This is a genomic window from Ruegeria sp. CDSA221 (assembly GCF_059611825.1).
On sequence record NZ_JBXWPK010000007.1, the window covers coordinates 23,992 to 42,221 of the forward strand.

The following is an 18,230-nucleotide window of genomic DNA, read 5'->3' on the forward strand; positions in this document are numbered from 1 at the left end:
CCCTAGCCCTTCACATAAAGCGGCACGCGCTGTGCAAACTCGGCCCCGCTGTGATCTTTGGCAACCAGCCGAATGTTCCAGTTGCCCGGACCCAGCGATGCCGGAGTCGCATATGCAGTCCCGTCGAATGTGAAATCAGGAGCAAAATCATCTTTGACATGGGTCGCGCGGCCCACAACGGCCTGCAGGTCAGCCACCTTGACCGGTGCGCCCGTCTGATCGGTTATATGCAGGATCAGCAAGCCGCCCGACATCTCGGCGCGGATAAACCAGCCCAGCGCCTGATGTTCCTTCAGGCGTTCGTTGAATTCCTGGCTGGCGACATAGGAATTCTTGACCTCGAGCCCCGGAAAGGTCTTCACCGCGCTATAGGCCAGAACCAGGTTCACCGTGATGATCACGCCAAAGGATGCAACGAACACAGCCAGCGCATGTTTGCCGGTGAATTTACGTTCAGCCATGTTCAGTTCCCTCGTCCGTTAAACGTGGTGTCCTTATAGGCGCGCTCACCGCTCTGCAGGTCTTCGACCCAGATGCGGACCGGCGTCGTATCCAAAGTTGCTGGCCCGGTGTCGCCCGATGCGACGATGTAAACACGGGTCAACTGTGCCGTGTCCGCCGTCACATTGACAGTCTCACCTTCAACCCCCTCGATCTGTATCTTCAGGGCCGGATCACCGGACAGGGTCAGTTGGAATGGGCGGTCCTCGCCATGTTTGTTCCGCAGTCGTACATCATAAGTGTTACGAATAGTGCCGTCAGAAAGGGTTACAAATGTCGGGTTTCGCACCGGCGCTACGGTCAGATCAATGTCAGACCGGATGAACAGGGCGAACAAAAGCGCGAAGCCAACCGCAGACCACATACCCGTATACATGATGGTCCGAGGCCGCAGGATGTGTTTCCAGACATTCTTGGGCGGATCACCGGCGCGTTCACTCGATTCGTCGCTCAACGCCATGTAGTCGATCAAGCCACGCGGCTTGCCAATTTTGGCCATCATGTCATCGCAGGCGTCGATGCACAGCGCACAGGTGATACATTCAAGCTGCTGACCGTCGCGGATGTCGATACCGACAGGGCAGACATTCACACAGGCCATGCAATCAATGCAGTCCCCAAGATCGGAATCCGCGGTCCGCTTGCCTTTGCCGCGCGGTTCACCGCGCCATTCGCGATACCCAACCACCAGAGTATCCTCGTCCATCATCGCGGCCTGAATGCGCGGCCAGGGACAGGCGTAAATACAGATCTGCTCGCGTGCGAACCCACCGAACAAAAAGGTCGTCCCCGTCAGGATCAATATGGTTGTATAGGCGACCGGATGTGCATTTCCGGTCACTAGATCACGGACCAGCGTTGGCGCATCAGCGAAATAGAACACCCACGCACCACCCGTTGCCAGACCAATAAACAGCCAGGCGACCCATTTGGTGACGCGCAGCCTTGCTTTGTGGAAATCCATCTTTTTCTGACGATGCAGGCGCAGACGGGCGTTTCGATCACCTTCGATCCAGCGCTCGACCAAGATATACAAATCAGTCCAGACGGTCTGCGGGCAGGCATAGCCGCACCACACGCGCCCCAGCGCCGATGTAAACAGAAACAGGCCCAGACCGGCCATGATCAGCAACCCGGCCACGAAATAGAACTCGTGCGGCCAGATCTCGATCCAGAAAAAGTAAAAGCGCCGGTTGGCCAGATCCAGCAGCACCGCCTGGTCCGGAAGGCTGGGACCGCGATCCCATCTGATCCAGGGTGTGACGTAATAGATCCCCAGCGTTACCGCCATGATGAACCATTTCAGGTTGCGAAACGGGCCGGACACGCGGCGGGGAAAGATCGGTTCGCGCGCTGCGTATAGGCTGGGGGCGGGGTCGGAATCGCTCACGGGCTGGCTCCAGATGTAGCTGTTCTACGGCGTCTTCTTCCAGATCATACGGGCAGCCACTTTGACATGGGTCAAAAGCGCATCGTAAAGACACCTTTTGTCACATCTTACCAGCTTGCCGCCTGAGCCACCTGATAAATATCTTCACCCCTGGACGAAGCGGCATATTACCGGTGACAATATGGTATCCGCGCCCGTCGGGTTCGCGGAACAGTTCGACCAATCGACCCGCAATGATATCCGCTTCGACAAAATGCCGCACGGTGGCTGTTACACCCTGCCCGGCGCGCACTCCCTCAAGCAGCAGGTTTCCCGGCAAGGCGATGCGGCCAGCGCCGGGGCTGTGGTCCACGCCGTGACGGGCCAGCCATTGCGTTGCCTCCGTTGTGCCGAACTCCTCAAGCCAGGGCAGACGGCTGAGTGCTTTAGGTGTCACAGGTGCCCGCCCAGTCAACAGGGATGGCGCGGCGACAATCACGATCGGACTTTGCAACAGCAGTTCGGCCGTCACATCGGGCCAGTCCCCTGCCCCATATCTGATCGCCAGATCCACGCCGCCCGGGCGCAGATCGACCAACCGGGGCGAGGGATCCAGCGCAAGGTGAATGCCTGGATGCTCGGCCTGAAATGCGGGCAAGCGCGGCATAAGCCATGAAGCTGCGAAAGAGGCCGTCAGCGATACGTGGACCGGGCGATCCTCGGTTGCACGCTTCAGGTCAGTGACCGCCGCACCTATGGCCCCAAATCCCAAATGCAGGGCACGCGCCAGAACCTTGCCCTCGGCCGTCAGGGTCATGGATTTACCGGATCGGTCCAGAAGGGCCAGATCCAGGTGTTTTTCAAGCGCACGCAGTTGTTGGCTGATCGCTGCGTGACTGACATTCAGCGACGCCCCTGCCTGAACAACATTTCCAGTCTCAGCAAAGGCAGAAAAGGCGCGCAAAGCCGCAAGCGGCGGCATATCCATCCAGTTCATCTGTAAGTCCTACTTACATATTGGAATGGTAATTGAGTCGCATTTATCAGGCTAAAGATCAATCCTGATAACAGCGGCAACACAATCCAGGAGGGATCAGATGCTTGCGATACTGGCACGAAGTTTCATGGTAGCCACCAAAACAGAGGCTAACGGCAAAGGCACTGGCACAGATAGCCGTGACCTTGCGCGCGGCAGTTGGCTGCCGGACCATCACTGGTGGATTGAAAAGTCTGGCCCGCGCGAAAAGGCGCATCTGGACTGCACCAATGGGGGCCTGTAGTCTGAAAATAGTAGCACCGGCTGTTCAGGAAACGCGCGAACAGAGAGAACAGCCGGTGCCTTAACCTTCGGGCGGCGAACCGTCCGAAGGTATTCTTTTGGCCTTACTGACCGCCACCCAACTGGTGGACATAGGCCGTCACAGCGCGGATCTGCGCGTCGGTAAGGCGGTTTTCCCAAGCAGGCATTACACCGAAACGGCTATTGGTCACGGTCTCAGTCAATGCCTCTGCGTCGCCACCATAGAGCCAGATCGCATCGGTCAGGTTGGGTGCGCCCTGAAAGACGTCACCAGTGCCATCCTCGCCATGACAGGACGAACAGTTATCTTCGAAGACGACCTTGCCTGCCTGCGCAGCTACGTCATCAGTCTGCGCATTGGTCAGGGACATCACGTATTGAACCACTTGGGTGATCTCGTCATGTTCCAGGATTTCGCCAAATGCAGGCATTTCGGAATAGCGCGCATCGTCGCTTTCCTCGTTGCGAATGCCATAGGCGATTGTGGTCTCGATATCCTCAAGCGAACCGCCCCACAGCCAGGCGTCATCCAGCAGGTTCGGGAATCCTGGTGCACCCTGCGCGCCTGAGCCGTGGCATTGCGCACACCAGGTACGGAACACCGCGCCCCCGGCATTCGCCGCGTATTGCTGCAGTTCGGGATCTGCCGAGATATCTTCAAGCGATGTTTCCACAAGCTTGGCGTTCCAAGGGGCATTCGCCTCTTCAAACGCAATCATCTCTTCTTGTACCAGAGCGCGAGAGGACCAGCCCAAAACGCCAGCAGTGGCGGATTGAACCAAGGGCCATGCGGGATACATGATCGTATAGATCACCGCCCAGAAGATGGTGGCGTAGAATGTCCACAACCACCAGCGCGGCATCGGGTTTTCGAATTCTTCGATACCATCCCAGCTGTGGCCGGTTGTACTCGGATCACCCGGCTGTTTTTCAGGTGTCTTGCTCATTGCCGCGCCTCCTTGGATGTGGCGGGATTGTCGTCGCCCCGCAGGGGCGCTGGTGCATCATCATGCCGAAACGGGATATTCGCGGTGTCCTTGTATTCCTTGCTGGAACCCGGGCGAAAAACCCAGATTATGATCCCAACAAAGAAAACAAAGAGCAGCAGCAACATCCAGCTATCCGCGAATTGCCGTAAGAGTGTATATTCTTCCATCACACTCTCCTTTACCGGTTCGCGTCTGGGGTGAAGGTCGAGAAATCGACCAGCGTTCCCAGCATCTGCAGATAAGCGACCATCGCATCCGCTTCAGTCAGCTCGGGCTGACCATCGAAGTTCCGCACGCTGACCTTGTCACCATAGCGTTCCAGCAGGCCGTCATAGTCACTGTCGGGATCGGCCTGCGCCCGGAAATCCGCCACGGCGTTCTCCAGCATCTCTTCGGTATAGGGCGTGCCTACCAGCGCATTCGCCTTCATGACATCACCGATATACTTACCGTCAATCTTGCGATGCTCGAGGAAGCCGTATTTCGGCATTACAGATTCAGGCACCACCGACTGCGGGTTGCGCAGGTGATCCACATGCCACTGGTCAGAATAACGACCACCGACACGGGCCAGATCAGGGCCGGTGCGTTTGGACCCCCACTGGAACGGATGATCATACATTGATTCAGCCGCCAGCGAGTAGTGGCCATAGCGCTCGACCTCATCCCGCATCGGGCGGATCATCTGACTGTGGCAGACATAGCAGCCTTCGCGGATATAGATGTCACGGCCCGCCATTTCCAAGGGGGTGTAAGGGCGCATGCCCTCCACCTTTTCGATGGTGTTCTCAAGATAGAACAGCGGGGTGATCTGCACGATGCCACCGATGGTCACGACCAGAAAGCTGAAGATCAGCAGGAGGGTCGCGTTGGTCTCGAGGATCTTATGTTTGTCGAGAATTGCCATTGCTCCGGCCCTCCTTATTCAGCCGGGACCGCGACGGTCAGGCTGGCCTCTTTGGCCGGCGCTTTCCGCACAGTCATCCACAGGTTGTAGCACATGATCAGCGCCCCAGCGAGGAACATGACCCCACCCAGAGCTCGCACCACATACATCGGGAACTTGGCAGCCACGGTGTCGGCGAACGAGTTCACAAGGAAACCGTTGGCATCCACTTCGCGCCACATCAGGCCTTCCATGATACCTGTCACCCACATCGACGCGGCGTAGAGCACGATGCCGATAGTGGCGAGCCAGAAGTGCCAGCTGACCATTTGCAACGAATACAGACGCTCACGCTTCCACAAGACAGGAACCAGGAAGTACAGCGCACCAAAGGTGATCATGCCGTTCCAACCCAGCGCACCCGAATGCACGTGACCAATGGTCCAGTCGGTATAGTGGCTCAAAGAGTTAACCGCTCGGATCGACATCATCGGGCCCTCAAAAGTGGACATGCCATAGAAGCCGACCGAAATCACCATCATCCGGATCACCGGGTCCGTACGCAGCTTGTCCCACGCACCCGATAGGGTCATCAGGCCGTTGATCATGCCACCCCAGGACGGCATCCACAGCACGATCGAGAACACCATGCCCAGTGTCGAGGCCCAGTCGGGCAGCGCGGTATAGTGCAAATGGTGCGGACCAGCCCAGATATACAGGAAGATCAGCGCCCAGAAGTGGATGATCGACAGCTTGTAGCTGAACACCGGACGTTCGGCCTGTTTCGGGATGAAATAGTACATCATGCCCAGAAAGCCGGCTGTCAGGAAAAAGCCCACAGCGTTGTGGCCGTACCACCACTGGATCATCGCGTCCTGAACGCCTGACCAGACGATGACAGATTTCGAACCCCAGATGCTGACAGGGATAGTCATGTTGTTGACCAGATGCAGCATGGCGACGGTAACGATAAAGGCCAGGTAGAACCAGTTCGCCACATAAATGTGCGGCTCTTTCCGCCTGACAATCGTCCCAAGGAACACGGCCAGATAGGCCACCCAGACGATGGTCAACCACAGGTCAACATACCATTCCGGCTCGGCGTATTCCTTGGACTGGGTTCCACCCAGCACATACCCGGTCGCAGCCAGCACAATGAACAGCTGATAGCCCCAGAAAACGAACCATGCCAGATTGCCGCCCCACAGGCGCGCGGCGCTGGTCCGCTGGACGACGTAGAAGGACGTTGCGATTAGTGCGTTGCCGCCAAAGGCAAAGATAACCGCCGATGTATGCAGCGGACGCAATCGGCCAAAATTCAGATATCCTTGTGCCCATTCAAAGTTCAGCACCGGATAGGCCAGCTGAAAGGCGATGAATGTCCCGGCAAGAAAACCAACCACGCCCCAAAAGGCCGTCGCGATTACGCCGTAACGGACCACATCGTCCATGTACTCGCCTGAACGATCTATCAGGATATCTGGCTCATCCGTGTTTCTAAGCGTCCAGATGAACAATCCCGCGGCGATCAACATCACCAGAATTGCATGCACCTGATACGCCAAATCGCGTGCATAATTGGTCCCGATCGCTGCAAACAGCACGATCAGACCAAGCACGATCAGCTTGATGTAATTTGACATATTGCGTCCCTTTGCCATGCTCCGCGCGATTCTTTTTTGTCGCGGAACCCATTTGACTGGTTGTTGTTTTGTCCGAGGACAGCCCAAACTGCTTTGATCTGTATCAAGACAGAATAGCGAATATTATGACAAGGCTACAGAAATGATTTGGCCGGAATGTCGCGGACGGAACGGCCCTGGAGGCAAGAGGTTAAGATGGCGTATAAGTCCCTTCTCACCGTTCTAACGGAAACGGAACAATCGGCCCCGGCGCTGGCACAGATGGCAGCCCTGGCCACAGCCCAGGATGCGCATGCCGAAGCCCTGTGCCTGGGGGTCGATCGCAGTCAGACCGGCTATTACTATGCTGGCGCCAACGCGCTGATTCTGCAGGAGACCCTGTCCCGCGCCAAAGCAGAGGCCGAGGACACCCTGCACTATGCAGAGACCTATCTGAACAGTTCCGGCGTACGCTGGTCTGCGGAAAGCGGCGTGGCCCAGATTGCCGATATTGGTCGCCACGTTGCCCATCGGGCGCGGTTCTCGGACCTTGTTATTTTGCCGCAACCTTACGGAAAAGACCGCAGCGTCGAAGCAGAGCCTATCGTCGAGGCAGCCATGTTCGAAGGTCACGCTCCGGTTCTGGTCATACCCGAAAACACGACGCCTTTTGACAAGCCCGGTACTGTCTTGGTCGGCTGGAACGAAAGCGTCGAGGCCATGCGCGCCATTCGCTGCGCCCTACCCTTCCTGATCGAGGCCGATCAGGTGCGGATCGTGGTGATCGACCCACCAACGCATGGGCCGGATCGCTCGGACCCCGGTGGGTTGTTGTCCCAGATGCTGTCACGCCACGGAGTTAAGTGCGAAATCGACGTGCTCAGCAAAACAATGTCGCGTGTATCGGACATCCTGAACCGCCATGCGACGGATACCGAAACAGATATGATCGTCATGGGCGCCTATGGGCATTCCCGATTCCGAGAAGCCATCCTGGGCGGCGCGACACGCAATATGCTGGAACAATCGACTGTTCCGGTGTTCATGGCACATTGAAACGGCAGAGCCGCCCAGCGGGCGGCTTTTACCCGCGTTTCACAAGGCCGATCAGGAAAAGCAGAATGATCGCCCCGATGGTGGCGAAAATAATGGACGAGACCAGACCGCCGCCAACGGCAAAACCAAGGGCTGGGAAAATTAGCCCGGCCAGAAATGCCCCGACAACGCCAACGATGATGTTACCAATCAAGCCGAATCCCCGGCCTTCCATGATCTTTCCGGACAACCATCCCGCGATGGCACCAATAAGCAGCATGGCCAAAAGGCTGCTGAATCCCATGACTTACTCCTGACGCAGTTTCACTGGTCCCACTAAACCACGGTTAAGACAACGGGTCACGCCGTATGTGAATCACACCAGATATCCGCCATCGGAATCGTCGCCTGCCTCTTCCATCAACCGGCCCATATCCGGAACAGATACACGGCGCTTGCCTTCTAGCAAGATGATCTCGTCTTTCTTCAAGGCGGATATCTGACGGCTGACGGTTTCCAGTGTAAGGCCAAGGTAGTCTGCCATCGCCTCGCGCGTCAGCGGAAGATCAAAAACGATTGGGCTGGAACTTCCGTTCTGCCCAATCGACGCATCCCGGCGCGCAATGATGGACAACAGGCTTGCGATTTTTTCGCGCGCAGTCTTGCGTCCCAGCACAAGCATCCATTCACGGGCAGCGTCCAGCTCATCCAATGTCATCTGAAGCAAACGATGCGCGATATGCGGAGTAGCACCCATCAGTTCTTCGAACGGCTTCTTACGGAAACAGCACATGACAATGTCAGTCGTTGCCACGACGTCGTAAGGCGCTGAATCTCGACCGGGACGACCGACGAAATCGCTGGGCAGCAAAAGGCCAACCATCTGCGTGCGCCCATCTTCCATGGTCTGAGTCAAAGAAGCGATCCCCGACACGACCGAGCCCACGAAATTCATCTGATCACCGGACCAGATGATTGTCTGCCCAGCCTCGAAGCTGCGATAATATTTAATACCTTCAAGAAGCTCCAGCTCATGAACATCGCAATGCGCGCAGACTGCTCTGTGGCGGATTGGACAATCTTCACAGTTTGTATGATCGATTTTGAAAATCTGTGTCATGCGCGTTCCCACTTGATCTCTATCAAGGTTGCTAGGCGTGCCGTCCTCTAACGGTATCGCCATGATAGTTAAACCACAACTTGCAAAGCTTGGACTATTTGACGCGAAAGTACCGCGCTACACAAGCTATCCAACAGCCCCTCACTTCAGCAATGATGTGGGGGTAAACCTTTACGAAGACTGGATTACCGGCATCAAACCCGGCAGCTCCGTCTCGTTGTACATACACGTGCCCTTCTGCCGCAGGCTGTGTTGGTTTTGTGCCTGCAGAACACAGGGGACGCAAACTGACAACCCGGTCATCGCCTATGTCGACGTCCTCAAGGCCGAGCTTGATCTGCTGGCCGCGCGCCTGCCTCAAGGCGTCACCCTGTCGCGTCTGCACTGGGGCGGTGGCACACCAACGCTGTTGAATCCCGATCTGATGCGGGATCTGGCCACACGCATTCTGGATGTTGTACCGCTGGGCCCGGGTGCTGAATTCTCGGTCGAAATCGACCCGAACGAGATTGACCAAGCCCGACTGGACGCGTTGGCCGAAGCGGGCATGAACCGTGCCTCGATCGGCGTGCAGGATTTCGACGATGAGATTCAGAAAACTATCGGTCGCGTCCAAAGCTATGACACCACGCGCGCAGCTGTGGACATGATCCGTGCCCGCGGCATTACCAGCCTGAACGCTGATATCCTGTACGGTCTGCCGCATCAGACCAAATCAAGGATGACAGAAAGCGTACAGAAACTGCTGTCACTGAACCCCGACCGCGTTGCGCTGTATGGATACGCCCACGTGCCGTGGATGGCCAAACGGCAACAGTTGATTCCTTCGGACGCATTGCCCACGCCCGAGCAACGTCTGGAGCTGTTCGATACAGCCCGTCGCCTGTTCCTCTGGGATGACTACGCCGAGATTGGAATCGACCACTTTGCCACGCAAGATGATGGTCTGACACATGCGCTCAGGGCCGGGCGGCTGAAACGGAACTTTCAGGGCTATACGGATGATCAGGCCGAGGTGCTGATCGGTGTGGGCGCAAGCTCGATCTCGCGGTTTCCGCAGGGCTATGCCCAGAACGCCCCGGCGACATCCGCCTATACAAGGGCCATCCGCGAGGGCTGCTTTTCGACCTCGCGCGGGCATTTGTTCAAGGGGCAGGACATTCTGCGCGCACGTCTGATCGAAGCGCTGATGTGTGATTTTCAAATCAATTCGGCAGAGATTCTGCGTGACCACAACATATCCGCCCAAGAGCTGAACGAGATGTACCAGAGGGCCAATGCCGACTTCAACAATCTGCTACACGTCACCAAGGATGGCCTCTTCATCCCACCCGAGGCCCGGCCGCTGACCCGAATGATTGCCCGCAGCTTTGACGCCTATGACCTGAGCAAGGCAGGCCACAGCTCAGCGATCTGATTGCTTACAGGTGGGCCCGGTTGTGCGGCCTGCCGCTTAGATACCAGTACAGGGGCTTGACGCGAGCCTCTGGTTGTCTTCACACTTGGGCGGAACGATCCGAACCCTGAGGCAGGTGAATTCGCAGTCAGTCCTCGCCCACGCAGCCGTGTGGGTCGGCCCTTTTCGTGCAGGTATTACTGCAACCTGAAAAGAGGGACATCACTCATGCGCGTATTCACCGTCCTCGGCCCCAGCCAATCTGGCAAGACAACCCTGGTCGAGGCCATAAGCCGCCTCGACAACCGACCCACCACATTCGATGTCTCCGGAACCGTGCAATTGCACGGTTTTTCTTACTTGGACGAGCCCTGGTGCGCGATCGATGTGGACGGGGGCAGCGACAATCTGGGTTATGTCGGACCAGCCATGGCGATTTCGGATGCGGCGGTTGTGGTTGTCCCGCCGGACCCAGACGCGGCTGTCTTGTGCGCGCCCTATCTGCGGCTGGTTGAAGAGGCGGGCATTCCCTGTTTCCTGTTCATCAATCGGATGGATGCCCCAAATGGCCGTATCCGGGATATCATCGCCGCGCTACAGACCTACTGCACCCACCACATCGCCCTACGTCAGGTCCCTATTCGCGACGGTGAGACAATAGTCGGCGCGGTCGACCTGATCTCGGAGCGGGCTTGGAAATATCAGGAAGGCCAGCCCTCGGCCCTGATCGAACTGCCGCACTCGGTCGAGGACCGCGAACAAGAAGCCCGCACCGAGCTGCTAGAGACGCTGTCGGATTTTGACGATCACCTGTTGGAGCAGCTGATCGAAGACAAACAGCCCGCAAGTGCCGAGATCTACGATCTGGCCGCGCAGGTTTTGCAGAACCACCAGTTGATCCCCGCCTGTCTGGGCGCGGCCAGCCATGGCAATGGCCTGACCCGCCTGATGAAAGCCCTGCGGCACGAAGCCCCTGAGTTCAACATTGCCGCCAACCGCGATGAGGCCACCGAGACTGCCCGCGCCATTGCGGGATTCGCGGACGTGAAGAAACATATCGGCAAGATCATCGTCCTTCGTGGCCTGGGAGATGGCGTGCATGCGCATGAAGCTTTGGGAGGTGAGACGGTCGGCAATCTGACGACACTTGACGCCAAGACCCAGATTTCCGGGCTGGAGGCAGGTCAGATCGGGCTGGCCGTGAAATCCGATCACCTGATCCCCGGCAATATTTACGACAGCAAATCCGAATCTCCGTTGCCGGAATGGGCATCATCACATCCAGTCGCCCAACGTCAGATCGTATCACCCGCGCATGAGCGAGATGACGTGCGCCTGTCGAACGCTCTGACCCGTCTGGTCGAGATCGACCCCGGTCTCCATCTGGAACAGGATGAGCTGACCGGCCATGCGGTGCTGGGCTCTCAAGGCCCGCAGCACATGCGCCGGATCACCGCCAAACTGGCCGAAGATTTCGGGATCGAAATCGTGGCCGACCCGATCGAGACCGCCTATCGAGAAACCATCCGTGCGCCCATCGAACACCGCCACCGTCACCGCAAGCAATCCGGTGGTGCGGGTCAGTTTGCAGATGTCGTGATCTCGGTCACGCCCATGCCGCGAGGATCAGGGTTTCAGTTCGAAGAGATCGTGAAAGGCGGTTCGGTGCCGCGCAACTATATTCCCTCAGTTGAACACGGGGCCAAGGACGCGCTGGAGCAGGGGCCTGAGGGCTTCCCTGTTGTTGATGTCAAAATCACGCTGAGTGACGGCAAACACCACAATGTGGACAGTTCCGACTATGCTTTCCGAACCGCAGGCAAGAACGCCGTACGCGAGGCGCTGCCTCAGGCCAAACCGGTGGTCCTGCAACCCATTCTGAACGCAGAGATTCACCTGCCATCCGATTTCGTCGGCGACCTTGTCCCCACGATCAGTTCCTTACAGGGTCAAGTGCTGGGATTCGAAGGCAACCCCAACGCTTCGGGCTGGGAGATTTTCAAAGCCCAACTTCCTGCCGTGGCCGAGGATGAGTTGCATCGCACCCTGGCCAGCGCCACGCGCGGCACCGGTTGGGTAAAGTTAAGCTTTGATCACTATGAAGAACTGCGCGGCCCGATACCGAAAGCGGCAACACGGGAAACCGCAAACGCGTGAAAAACACGGCGAGCGGGCTTCAGCCCGCTGCCGCAATCAATTCGCGGGTGTAATCTGTCTGCGCGTTTTCGAACAGGTCTTCGGCAGCGCCCATTTCAATCACGTCACCGTTCCGCATAACGATGACATTATGTGACATCGCCCGGACCACTTTTAGGTCATGGCTGATGAACAGATATGCCAACCCGTATTTCCGCTGCAGATCTCGCAGCAAGTCTACGATCTGCACCTGAACCGTCATGTCCAGCGCGCTTGTCGGCTCATCCAGCACCAGAAGTTTGGGACGGAGCACCATCGCCCGTGCGATGGCGATACGCTGCCGCTGCCCGCCCGAGAACTCGTGCGGATACCGGTCCATCGACGCCGGGTCCAACCCCACTTCGGTCATCACATCCGCCACCAGATCACGCGGGGAGCGGTGTGGATCAACCTTGTGGATTGCCAGACCCTCGGCGATGATTTGCATACAGGTCATGCGCGGGCTCAGGCTGCCAAACGGGTCCTGAAACACAATCTGCATATCCTTGCGCAAACGGCGCAATTCGCGTGTGGACCAACGGCGCACATCCTGGTCGCGAAAGGTGATACCACCCTCGGACGCGATCAGCCGCATGATGGCCAGCGCCAACGTGGTCTTGCCCGACCCGCTTTCGCCCACGATCCCCACGGTTTCGCCGGCGCGCACGCTGAGGCTGGCGTCATTCACCGCCTTAACATGGCCGACAGTTCGCTTGAGAAAGCCGCGCTGGATCGGGAACCAGACTTTCAGATGATCAGTGCGGGCGACCTCTTCTGCATCCGCGGCGACCGGATCGGGTTGGCCCGACGGTTCGGCCGCCAGCAATTTCCGGGTATAGGGATGCTGAGGGTTCTCGAAGATGTCCGCGGTTGCACCGGCTTCGACAATCTCTCCGTCCTTCATGACGCAAACTCGATCGGCGATCCGGCGCACGATGCCAAGGTCATGGGTGATGAACAGCATCCCCATGTTTTCGGCTTTCTGCAGGTCTGCCAGCAACTCGAGTATCTGTGCCTGAATGGTCACGTCCAGCGCCGTGGTCGGTTCATCTGCGATCAGTATGTCCGGCTTATTGGCAAGCGCCATGGCGATCATGACGCGCTGCCGTTGTCCGCCCGAAAGTTGGTGCGGATAGCTGTCCAACCGATCCTTCGGGTCCCGGATACCAACCTTCGTCAGCAACTCGACAATCCGATCACGGGCCGCGTCGCCCACCACCCCCTGATGCAGCGCCAGCGACTCTGCCATCTGCTTCTGGATCGTGTGCAACGGGTTCAACGATGTCATCGGTTCTTGAAAGATGAAGCTGATGTCGTTGCCGCGCACATCCATCAGATGTTGCTCGGACGTCCCGATCATCTCTTGCCCGTCATATTTCACCGAACCTTCGACAATCGCGCTGTCGCCCAACAGCGAGACGGTCGACAAGGCGGTCACAGATTTTCCGGACCCGGATTCCCCTACCAAAGCCACGGTTTCCCCACGATCCACGGCGAAGGACACGCCCTTGACCGCCGCACTGACCTGCCCGTCCTGCCGGAACGAAACCTTGAGGTTGTTTACATCCAGCAGGCTCATGAGAAGGTCTTTCTGGGATCAAACGCATCGCGGACGCCTTCGAAAATGAAGACCAGAAGCGACAGCATGATGGCAAAGGTGAAAAAGGCGGTAAAGGCCAGCCAAGGGGCCTGCAAGTTCTGTTTTGCCTGCAAGGTCAGCTCGCCAAGTGACGGGGCCGAGGACGGCAGGCCGAAGCCCAGAAAATCCAGCGAGGCAAGTCCGCCAATCGTGCCGGTGACGATGAAGGGCATGAAGGTCAGCGTGGCGACCATTGCATTGGGCAGCATGTGGCGGAACATGATCGTCCTGTTGCTGACGCCCAACGCCCGCGCGGCCCGGACATATTCAAGGTTTCGCGCCCGCAGGAACTCAGCTCGGACAACGCCAACCAATCCGGTCCAGCTGAACAGGATCATAAGCAACACCAGCAACCAGAAACTGCGCCCTAGAATAGCGAACATGATGATGATCACATAAAGCGATGGGGTGGCCGACCAAATCTCGATGATCCGTTGAAAGATCAAATCCAGCCAGCCGCCAAAAAAGCCCTGAATGGCGCCTGCGAAGATACCGATCAGGCTGGCAACACCTGTGACCATCAGCGTGAACAGAATGGACAGACGGAACCCATAGATCACCCGTGCAAGCACATCGCGCTTGGTGTCATCGGTGCCCAACAGGTTCTGACCATTGGGCGGCAGCGGGGCGGCGCCCGGCCGATCAACGCTGGTTTTGAAAGAGTATGGGATCAGCGGCCAGATGGCCCAGCCGCGCTCGAACCCGTCGGCGGCAAAGGATCCGGCCTCGATCTGCTCGATAATGCCGTCAGGATCGTCAAAGCACTGATCCAAACCGCCACTGTCTATCAGACAACGCACTTCGGGGTCGCGATAGATTGCTTCGGTTTGGAAATCACCGCCAAACTCGGTCTCTGGGTAGAAATTGAAGATCGGCGTATAAAGCTCACCGCGGTATTTCACGAGGATCGGTTTGTCATTTGCGATAAATTCAGCAAATAGCGACAGGCCGAACAGGATCGAGAAGATGATCAGCGACCAGAACGCCCGGCCATTGCGACGGAAGTTGCGCCACCGGCGCTGATTCAGGGGGGAAAGCGCCATTTACCCCTCCCGCTTTTCAAAGTCGATGCGCGGATCAACCAACACATACATCAGATCACTGATGATGCCGACCACCAGACCCATTAGGCCAAAGATAAACAGGGTCCCGAAAATAACCGGGTAATCCCGCGCCACGGCGGCCTCGAAGCCCAACCGGCCCAATCCATCCAGCGAAAAGATGGTTTCGATGATGATTGACCCTCCGAAAAACACACCGATGAAGACGGCCGGAAAACCCGCGATTACGATCAGCATCGCATTGCGGAATACGTGGCCGTACAGCACCCGGCTTTCGCTCAGGCCCTTGGCGCGGGCGGTCATGACATATTGCTTTTTAATCTCGTCCAGAAACGAGTTTTTGGTCAGCAAGGTGAGCGTTGCGAAGGCAGAGATGGTCAGCGCCAGGATCGGCAACGCGATATGCCAGAAGTAATCGGCAATCTTGCCAAATACACTCAGGCTGTCCCAGTTGTCCGAGGTAAGCCCCCGCAGCGGAAAGATCTGCCAATAGGACCCACCGGCAAATAGCACCAGCAGCAAAATGGCGAACAGAAATCCCGGGATGGCGTAGGCCACGATGATGGCACCACTGGTCCAGGTGTCAAAGCTTGATCCGTCCCTGATCGCCTTGCGAATACCCAGAGGGATCGACACCAGATAGGCAATCAGCGTCGACCAAAGCCCTAGCGAAATAGACACCGGCATCTTTTCCAGCACCAGATCGGTCACACTGATCGACCGGAAATAGCTCTCGCCAAAATCCAGAGTCAGGTAATTACCCATCATATTCAGAAACCGTTCCAAGGGCGGTTTGTCGAACCCGAATTCTTTTTCCAGTTCTTCGATGAATTCAGGCGGCAAGCCACGCCCGCCGATATAGCGGTCATTTGTGCCGCCGGTCTGCTGTTCGATATCGCCACCACCGCCAGCGATACCTTCAAATACATCTCCACCACCCTCCATCTGGGCGATGATCTGTTCAATCGGGCCGCCTGGCACAAACTGCACAAGGGTGAAGTTGACGATCATGATTCCCAGCAGTGTGGGAATGACCAGCAGCAGGCGTCTTAGAATATATGCTCCCATTTGGGCGGATTACCTCAAGGCGCCGGAGGATTTCAACTGGGCTTCCTGCTCGGCGTTGATCCACCACAGGTCTTCGACACCCAATGAATAAGGCGGCAGGTTTTCCGGGTATTCATACATGTCCCAATAGGCAACCCAGTATTTGCCCAAATACCAAGTGGGCACCATGATCCGCTTGGCCCGCAAAACACGGTCCAGGGCGCGAACATTGGCAAACAACTCTTCGCTGTTGGTCGCTGCTACGATGTTGTCGATCAGCGGTTCAATATCCGGGCCATACGCACCGGACGGGTTGAATACGGAATACGAGGCCGCCTCGGTTCCGAATTGCTGGTACAGTCCCGTCGAAGGTTGCAGCGAACTTGGGTACCCGCCGAAAATCATGTCGAAATCCCGGTCACGGCGGCGCAGGGTGAATTGCGCATTGTCTACACGATTGTAGGTCGCATCTATGCCCATCGTCCTCAGGTTAGCGACAAATGGCTGGATGATACGATCAAGAGTCGGCTGGTCTGACAGAAATTCTATGGCCAGTACTTCACCGTTTTGATTGCGGCGGATACCGTCTTCGCCCACCTGCCAACCCGCCTCATCCAGCAGCTTCATCGCGGCGCGCAGATTGCGGCGATCATTCTGACGCTCGGCGCGGGATTCATGGGCAACGACCGGTTGGTCGGTCAGTACCGCAGGGTCCAGCGCATCGCCCAGGCTTTGCAGAACCTCCAGTTCACGCCCCTCGGGCAGCCCCGTCGCTTCTAGGTGAGTTCCCTGCCAGAATGAGTTGCGCTGCTGAAACAGGCCATATTGCAAGCTTTCATTCGTCCATTCGAAGTTGAACCCTAACTGGACGGCTTCGCGCACCTTGGGATCCTGAAATTGCGGTCGGTCCAGGTTCATGACAAAGCCCGAAGCGTTGGGGACATCCCCGTCTTCCAGCTCTACCCGAACCACTGTCCCGTTTGCTATGGCAGGAAAATCATAGGCCGTTGCCCAGCTTTTTGAATTGTTTTCCTGGCGCAGTGTGAACGTGCCCGCCTTGAACCCTTCCATCGCAGCAATCGAGTCCGCGAAATATTCGATCCGGATGGAGTCATAGTTGTTGCGGCCAACATTCACATTAACGTGGTCGCCCCAATAGTCCGGGTTGCGCTTGTAGACGATGCGCCGGTTGATGTCATAGCTGTCCAAAACATAAGGTCCGGATCCGATACCGGGCTCAAGCCGGGATTTGTCGAGCCGCCGGTTTTCGGGGTCTGCCTCAAACCAGGCCTTGGAAAACACAGATGTCCCGGCAACCTGACTTATTAGGCCACGGCGCGGGATATCCGGTGCGAAGTAGAATTTAACCCGATGATCATCCAGCGCTTCGGCACGCGGAATCATCTCGCGGACGGCGTCGGCATAGGATTTTAACCCCTGTTCCAGCAGCAGATTATGCGAAAACACAACATCTTCGGCAGTCACCGGGGTTCCATCGGAAAACCGCGCCTCAGGTCGCATGTTGAAGATGACCCAATCCTGGCTTTCCGGGTATTCAAGGCTTTCTGCCAGCAGACCGTAGTAAGTGGCCGTTTCATCATAGGACGCGACCATGAGGGATTCATACTGATCCGCAGAACGCGCACCCGCGCGGCCCTGCCGCGTGTAGGGGTTGAAACTGTCAAATGTCCCTTGCGCTGCATAAGACAACTCTCCGCCGCGCGGCGCATCAGGATTTACATAGTCGAAATGGGCAAACCCTTCAGGGTATTTCAAATCGCCAAATTCCGAGAATCCGTGGCTTTTGATGATGGTCTCTTCGGCAAACAGTTGAGAGGTCATGAGCGCAAGCAGCAAAAAGCCGGTAATCGGTATGGTCAACCAACCTCTGAAATCCAATGCACGTGCCTGAACAATCTGTCGGTTGGATTCCATTTGGCTCATCCCCTGTTGCGTCACTTCTTATAGTCTTGCGCCTGAACGAAGCTAAAGGTCCAGCGTTGACTGATTCAAGTTTAGAATGCGTGAGCGCATTGTGAAGGTTTCTTCATACAAAAAAAGCCGCTGCACGGGGCAGCGGCTTTGAATTT

The 18,230-nt window shown here is 57.1% G+C and carries 17 protein-coding genes; 4 read left to right on the forward strand and 13 right to left on the reverse strand.

The genetic code is table 11. From position 1 onward, the window contains the following. Positions 1-2: 2 nt before the first annotated feature. From AC2FJ5_RS12285 to AC2FJ5_RS12295, 3 genes are all read right to left on the reverse strand, one after another. Entirely contained in the window at positions 3-461 is a 459-nt protein-coding gene (locus AC2FJ5_RS12285) for a FixH family protein (protein ID WP_281973106.1), read from the reverse strand. 2 nt (positions 462-463) lie between these two features. Continuing rightward, positions 464-1,891, reverse strand: a complete 1,428-nt coding sequence (gene ccoG / locus AC2FJ5_RS12290) for a cytochrome c oxidase accessory protein CcoG (protein WP_496706749.1) — start codon at positions 1,889-1,891, stop codon at positions 464-466. Positions 1,892-1,991: 100 nt separating this feature from the next. Further along, entirely contained in the window at positions 1,992-2,867 is an 876-nt protein-coding gene (locus AC2FJ5_RS12295; protein WP_496709410.1) for a LysR family transcriptional regulator, read from the reverse strand. Positions 2,868-2,967: 100 nt separating this feature from the next. On the opposite strand from AC2FJ5_RS12295, the gene AC2FJ5_RS12300 reads away from it, so the two are divergent. Then, positions 2,968-3,150 carry a hypothetical protein gene (locus tag AC2FJ5_RS12300; protein ID WP_142636937.1) on the forward strand — a complete coding sequence of 61 codons (183 nt, stop codon included), beginning with the start codon at positions 2,968-2,970 and terminating at the stop codon, positions 3,148-3,150. Positions 3,151-3,253: 103 nt separating this feature from the next. Here AC2FJ5_RS12300 and ccoP read toward each other — a convergent pair whose 3' ends face one another. Genes ccoP through ccoN form a run of 4 tightly spaced genes read right to left on the reverse strand, consistent with a single transcriptional unit; the run spans position 3,254 to position 6,688 of the window. Next, positions 3,254-4,117: a cytochrome-c oxidase, cbb3-type subunit III gene (gene ccoP / locus AC2FJ5_RS12305; protein WP_142636939.1), complete on the reverse strand. Its 864-nt coding sequence runs from the start codon at positions 4,115-4,117 to the stop codon at positions 3,254-3,256. Then, a complete protein-coding gene (locus AC2FJ5_RS12310) occupies positions 4,114-4,326 on the reverse strand; it encodes a cbb3-type cytochrome oxidase subunit 3 (RefSeq protein WP_142636941.1) in 213 nt (70 codons plus the stop codon). Before AC2FJ5_RS12310 ends, ccoP begins: the two co-directional genes overlap by 4 nt. 11 nt (positions 4,327-4,337) lie before the next feature. Beyond that, positions 4,338-5,066 (reverse strand): cytochrome-c oxidase, cbb3-type subunit II, encoded by a 729-nt coding sequence (gene ccoO / locus AC2FJ5_RS12315; protein WP_142636943.1) that lies wholly within the window; start codon positions 5,064-5,066, stop codon positions 4,338-4,340. Positions 5,067-5,080: 14 nt separating this feature from the next. Further along, entirely contained in the window at positions 5,081-6,688 is a 1,608-nt protein-coding gene (gene ccoN / locus AC2FJ5_RS12320; RefSeq protein ID WP_142636945.1) for a cytochrome-c oxidase, cbb3-type subunit I, read from the reverse strand. A gap of 195 nt (positions 6,689-6,883) precedes the next feature. On the opposite strand from ccoN, the gene AC2FJ5_RS12325 reads away from it, so the two are divergent. Further along, a complete protein-coding gene (locus AC2FJ5_RS12325) occupies positions 6,884-7,723 on the forward strand; it encodes a universal stress protein (protein WP_271949806.1) in 840 nt (279 codons plus the stop codon). 28 nt (positions 7,724-7,751) lie between these two features. On the opposite strand, the gene AC2FJ5_RS12330 is transcribed toward AC2FJ5_RS12325, so the two are convergent. Together AC2FJ5_RS12330 and fnrL are read right to left on the reverse strand one after the other, a co-directional pair. Beyond that, positions 7,752-8,006 carry a GlsB/YeaQ/YmgE family stress response membrane protein gene (locus tag AC2FJ5_RS12330; protein WP_142636950.1) on the reverse strand — a complete coding sequence of 85 codons (255 nt, stop codon included), beginning with the start codon at positions 8,004-8,006 and terminating at the stop codon, positions 7,752-7,754. 72 nt (positions 8,007-8,078) lie between these two features. Continuing rightward, the gene (gene fnrL, locus AC2FJ5_RS12335) at positions 8,079-8,822 is read right to left on the reverse strand and encodes a transcriptional regulator FnrL (protein ID WP_281973102.1); all 744 of its coding nucleotides are present in this window, start codon (positions 8,820-8,822) and stop codon (positions 8,079-8,081) included. 61 nt (positions 8,823-8,883) lie between these two features. Between fnrL and hemN the strand changes: the two genes are divergently transcribed. After that, the gene (gene hemN, locus AC2FJ5_RS12340) at positions 8,884-10,239 is read left to right on the forward strand and encodes an oxygen-independent coproporphyrinogen III oxidase (protein ID WP_496793516.1); all 1,356 of its coding nucleotides are present in this window, start codon (positions 8,884-8,886) and stop codon (positions 10,237-10,239) included. A gap of 207 nt (positions 10,240-10,446) precedes the next feature. Beyond that, the gene (locus AC2FJ5_RS12345) at positions 10,447-12,375 is read left to right on the forward strand and encodes an elongation factor G (protein WP_496793517.1); all 1,929 of its coding nucleotides are present in this window, start codon (positions 10,447-10,449) and stop codon (positions 12,373-12,375) included. A 19-nt stretch (positions 12,376-12,394) separates the two neighbouring features. On the opposite strand, the gene AC2FJ5_RS12350 is transcribed toward AC2FJ5_RS12345, so the two are convergent. Genes AC2FJ5_RS12350 through AC2FJ5_RS12365 form a run of 4 tightly spaced genes read right to left on the reverse strand, consistent with a single transcriptional unit; the run spans position 12,395 to position 18,075 of the window. Then, complete coding sequence (locus AC2FJ5_RS12350; protein WP_496793518.1) at positions 12,395-13,972, reverse strand: ABC transporter ATP-binding protein; 1,578 nt, start codon at positions 13,970-13,972, stop codon at positions 12,395-12,397. After that, positions 13,969-15,075, reverse strand: coding sequence for an ABC transporter permease (locus AC2FJ5_RS12355; RefSeq protein WP_142636960.1), 1,107 nt, complete (start codon positions 15,073-15,075; stop codon positions 13,969-13,971). The genes AC2FJ5_RS12350 and AC2FJ5_RS12355 overlap by 4 nt, the downstream gene beginning before the upstream one ends. Then, positions 15,076-16,161 (reverse strand): microcin C ABC transporter permease YejB, encoded by a 1,086-nt coding sequence (locus tag AC2FJ5_RS12360; protein ID WP_142636962.1) that lies wholly within the window; start codon positions 16,159-16,161, stop codon positions 15,076-15,078. A 9-nt stretch (positions 16,162-16,170) separates the two neighbouring features. Beyond that, positions 16,171-18,075, reverse strand: a complete 1,905-nt coding sequence (locus tag AC2FJ5_RS12365) for an extracellular solute-binding protein (RefSeq protein ID WP_496793519.1) — start codon at positions 18,073-18,075, stop codon at positions 16,171-16,173. Between the last annotated feature and the right edge of the window lie 155 nt (positions 18,076-18,230).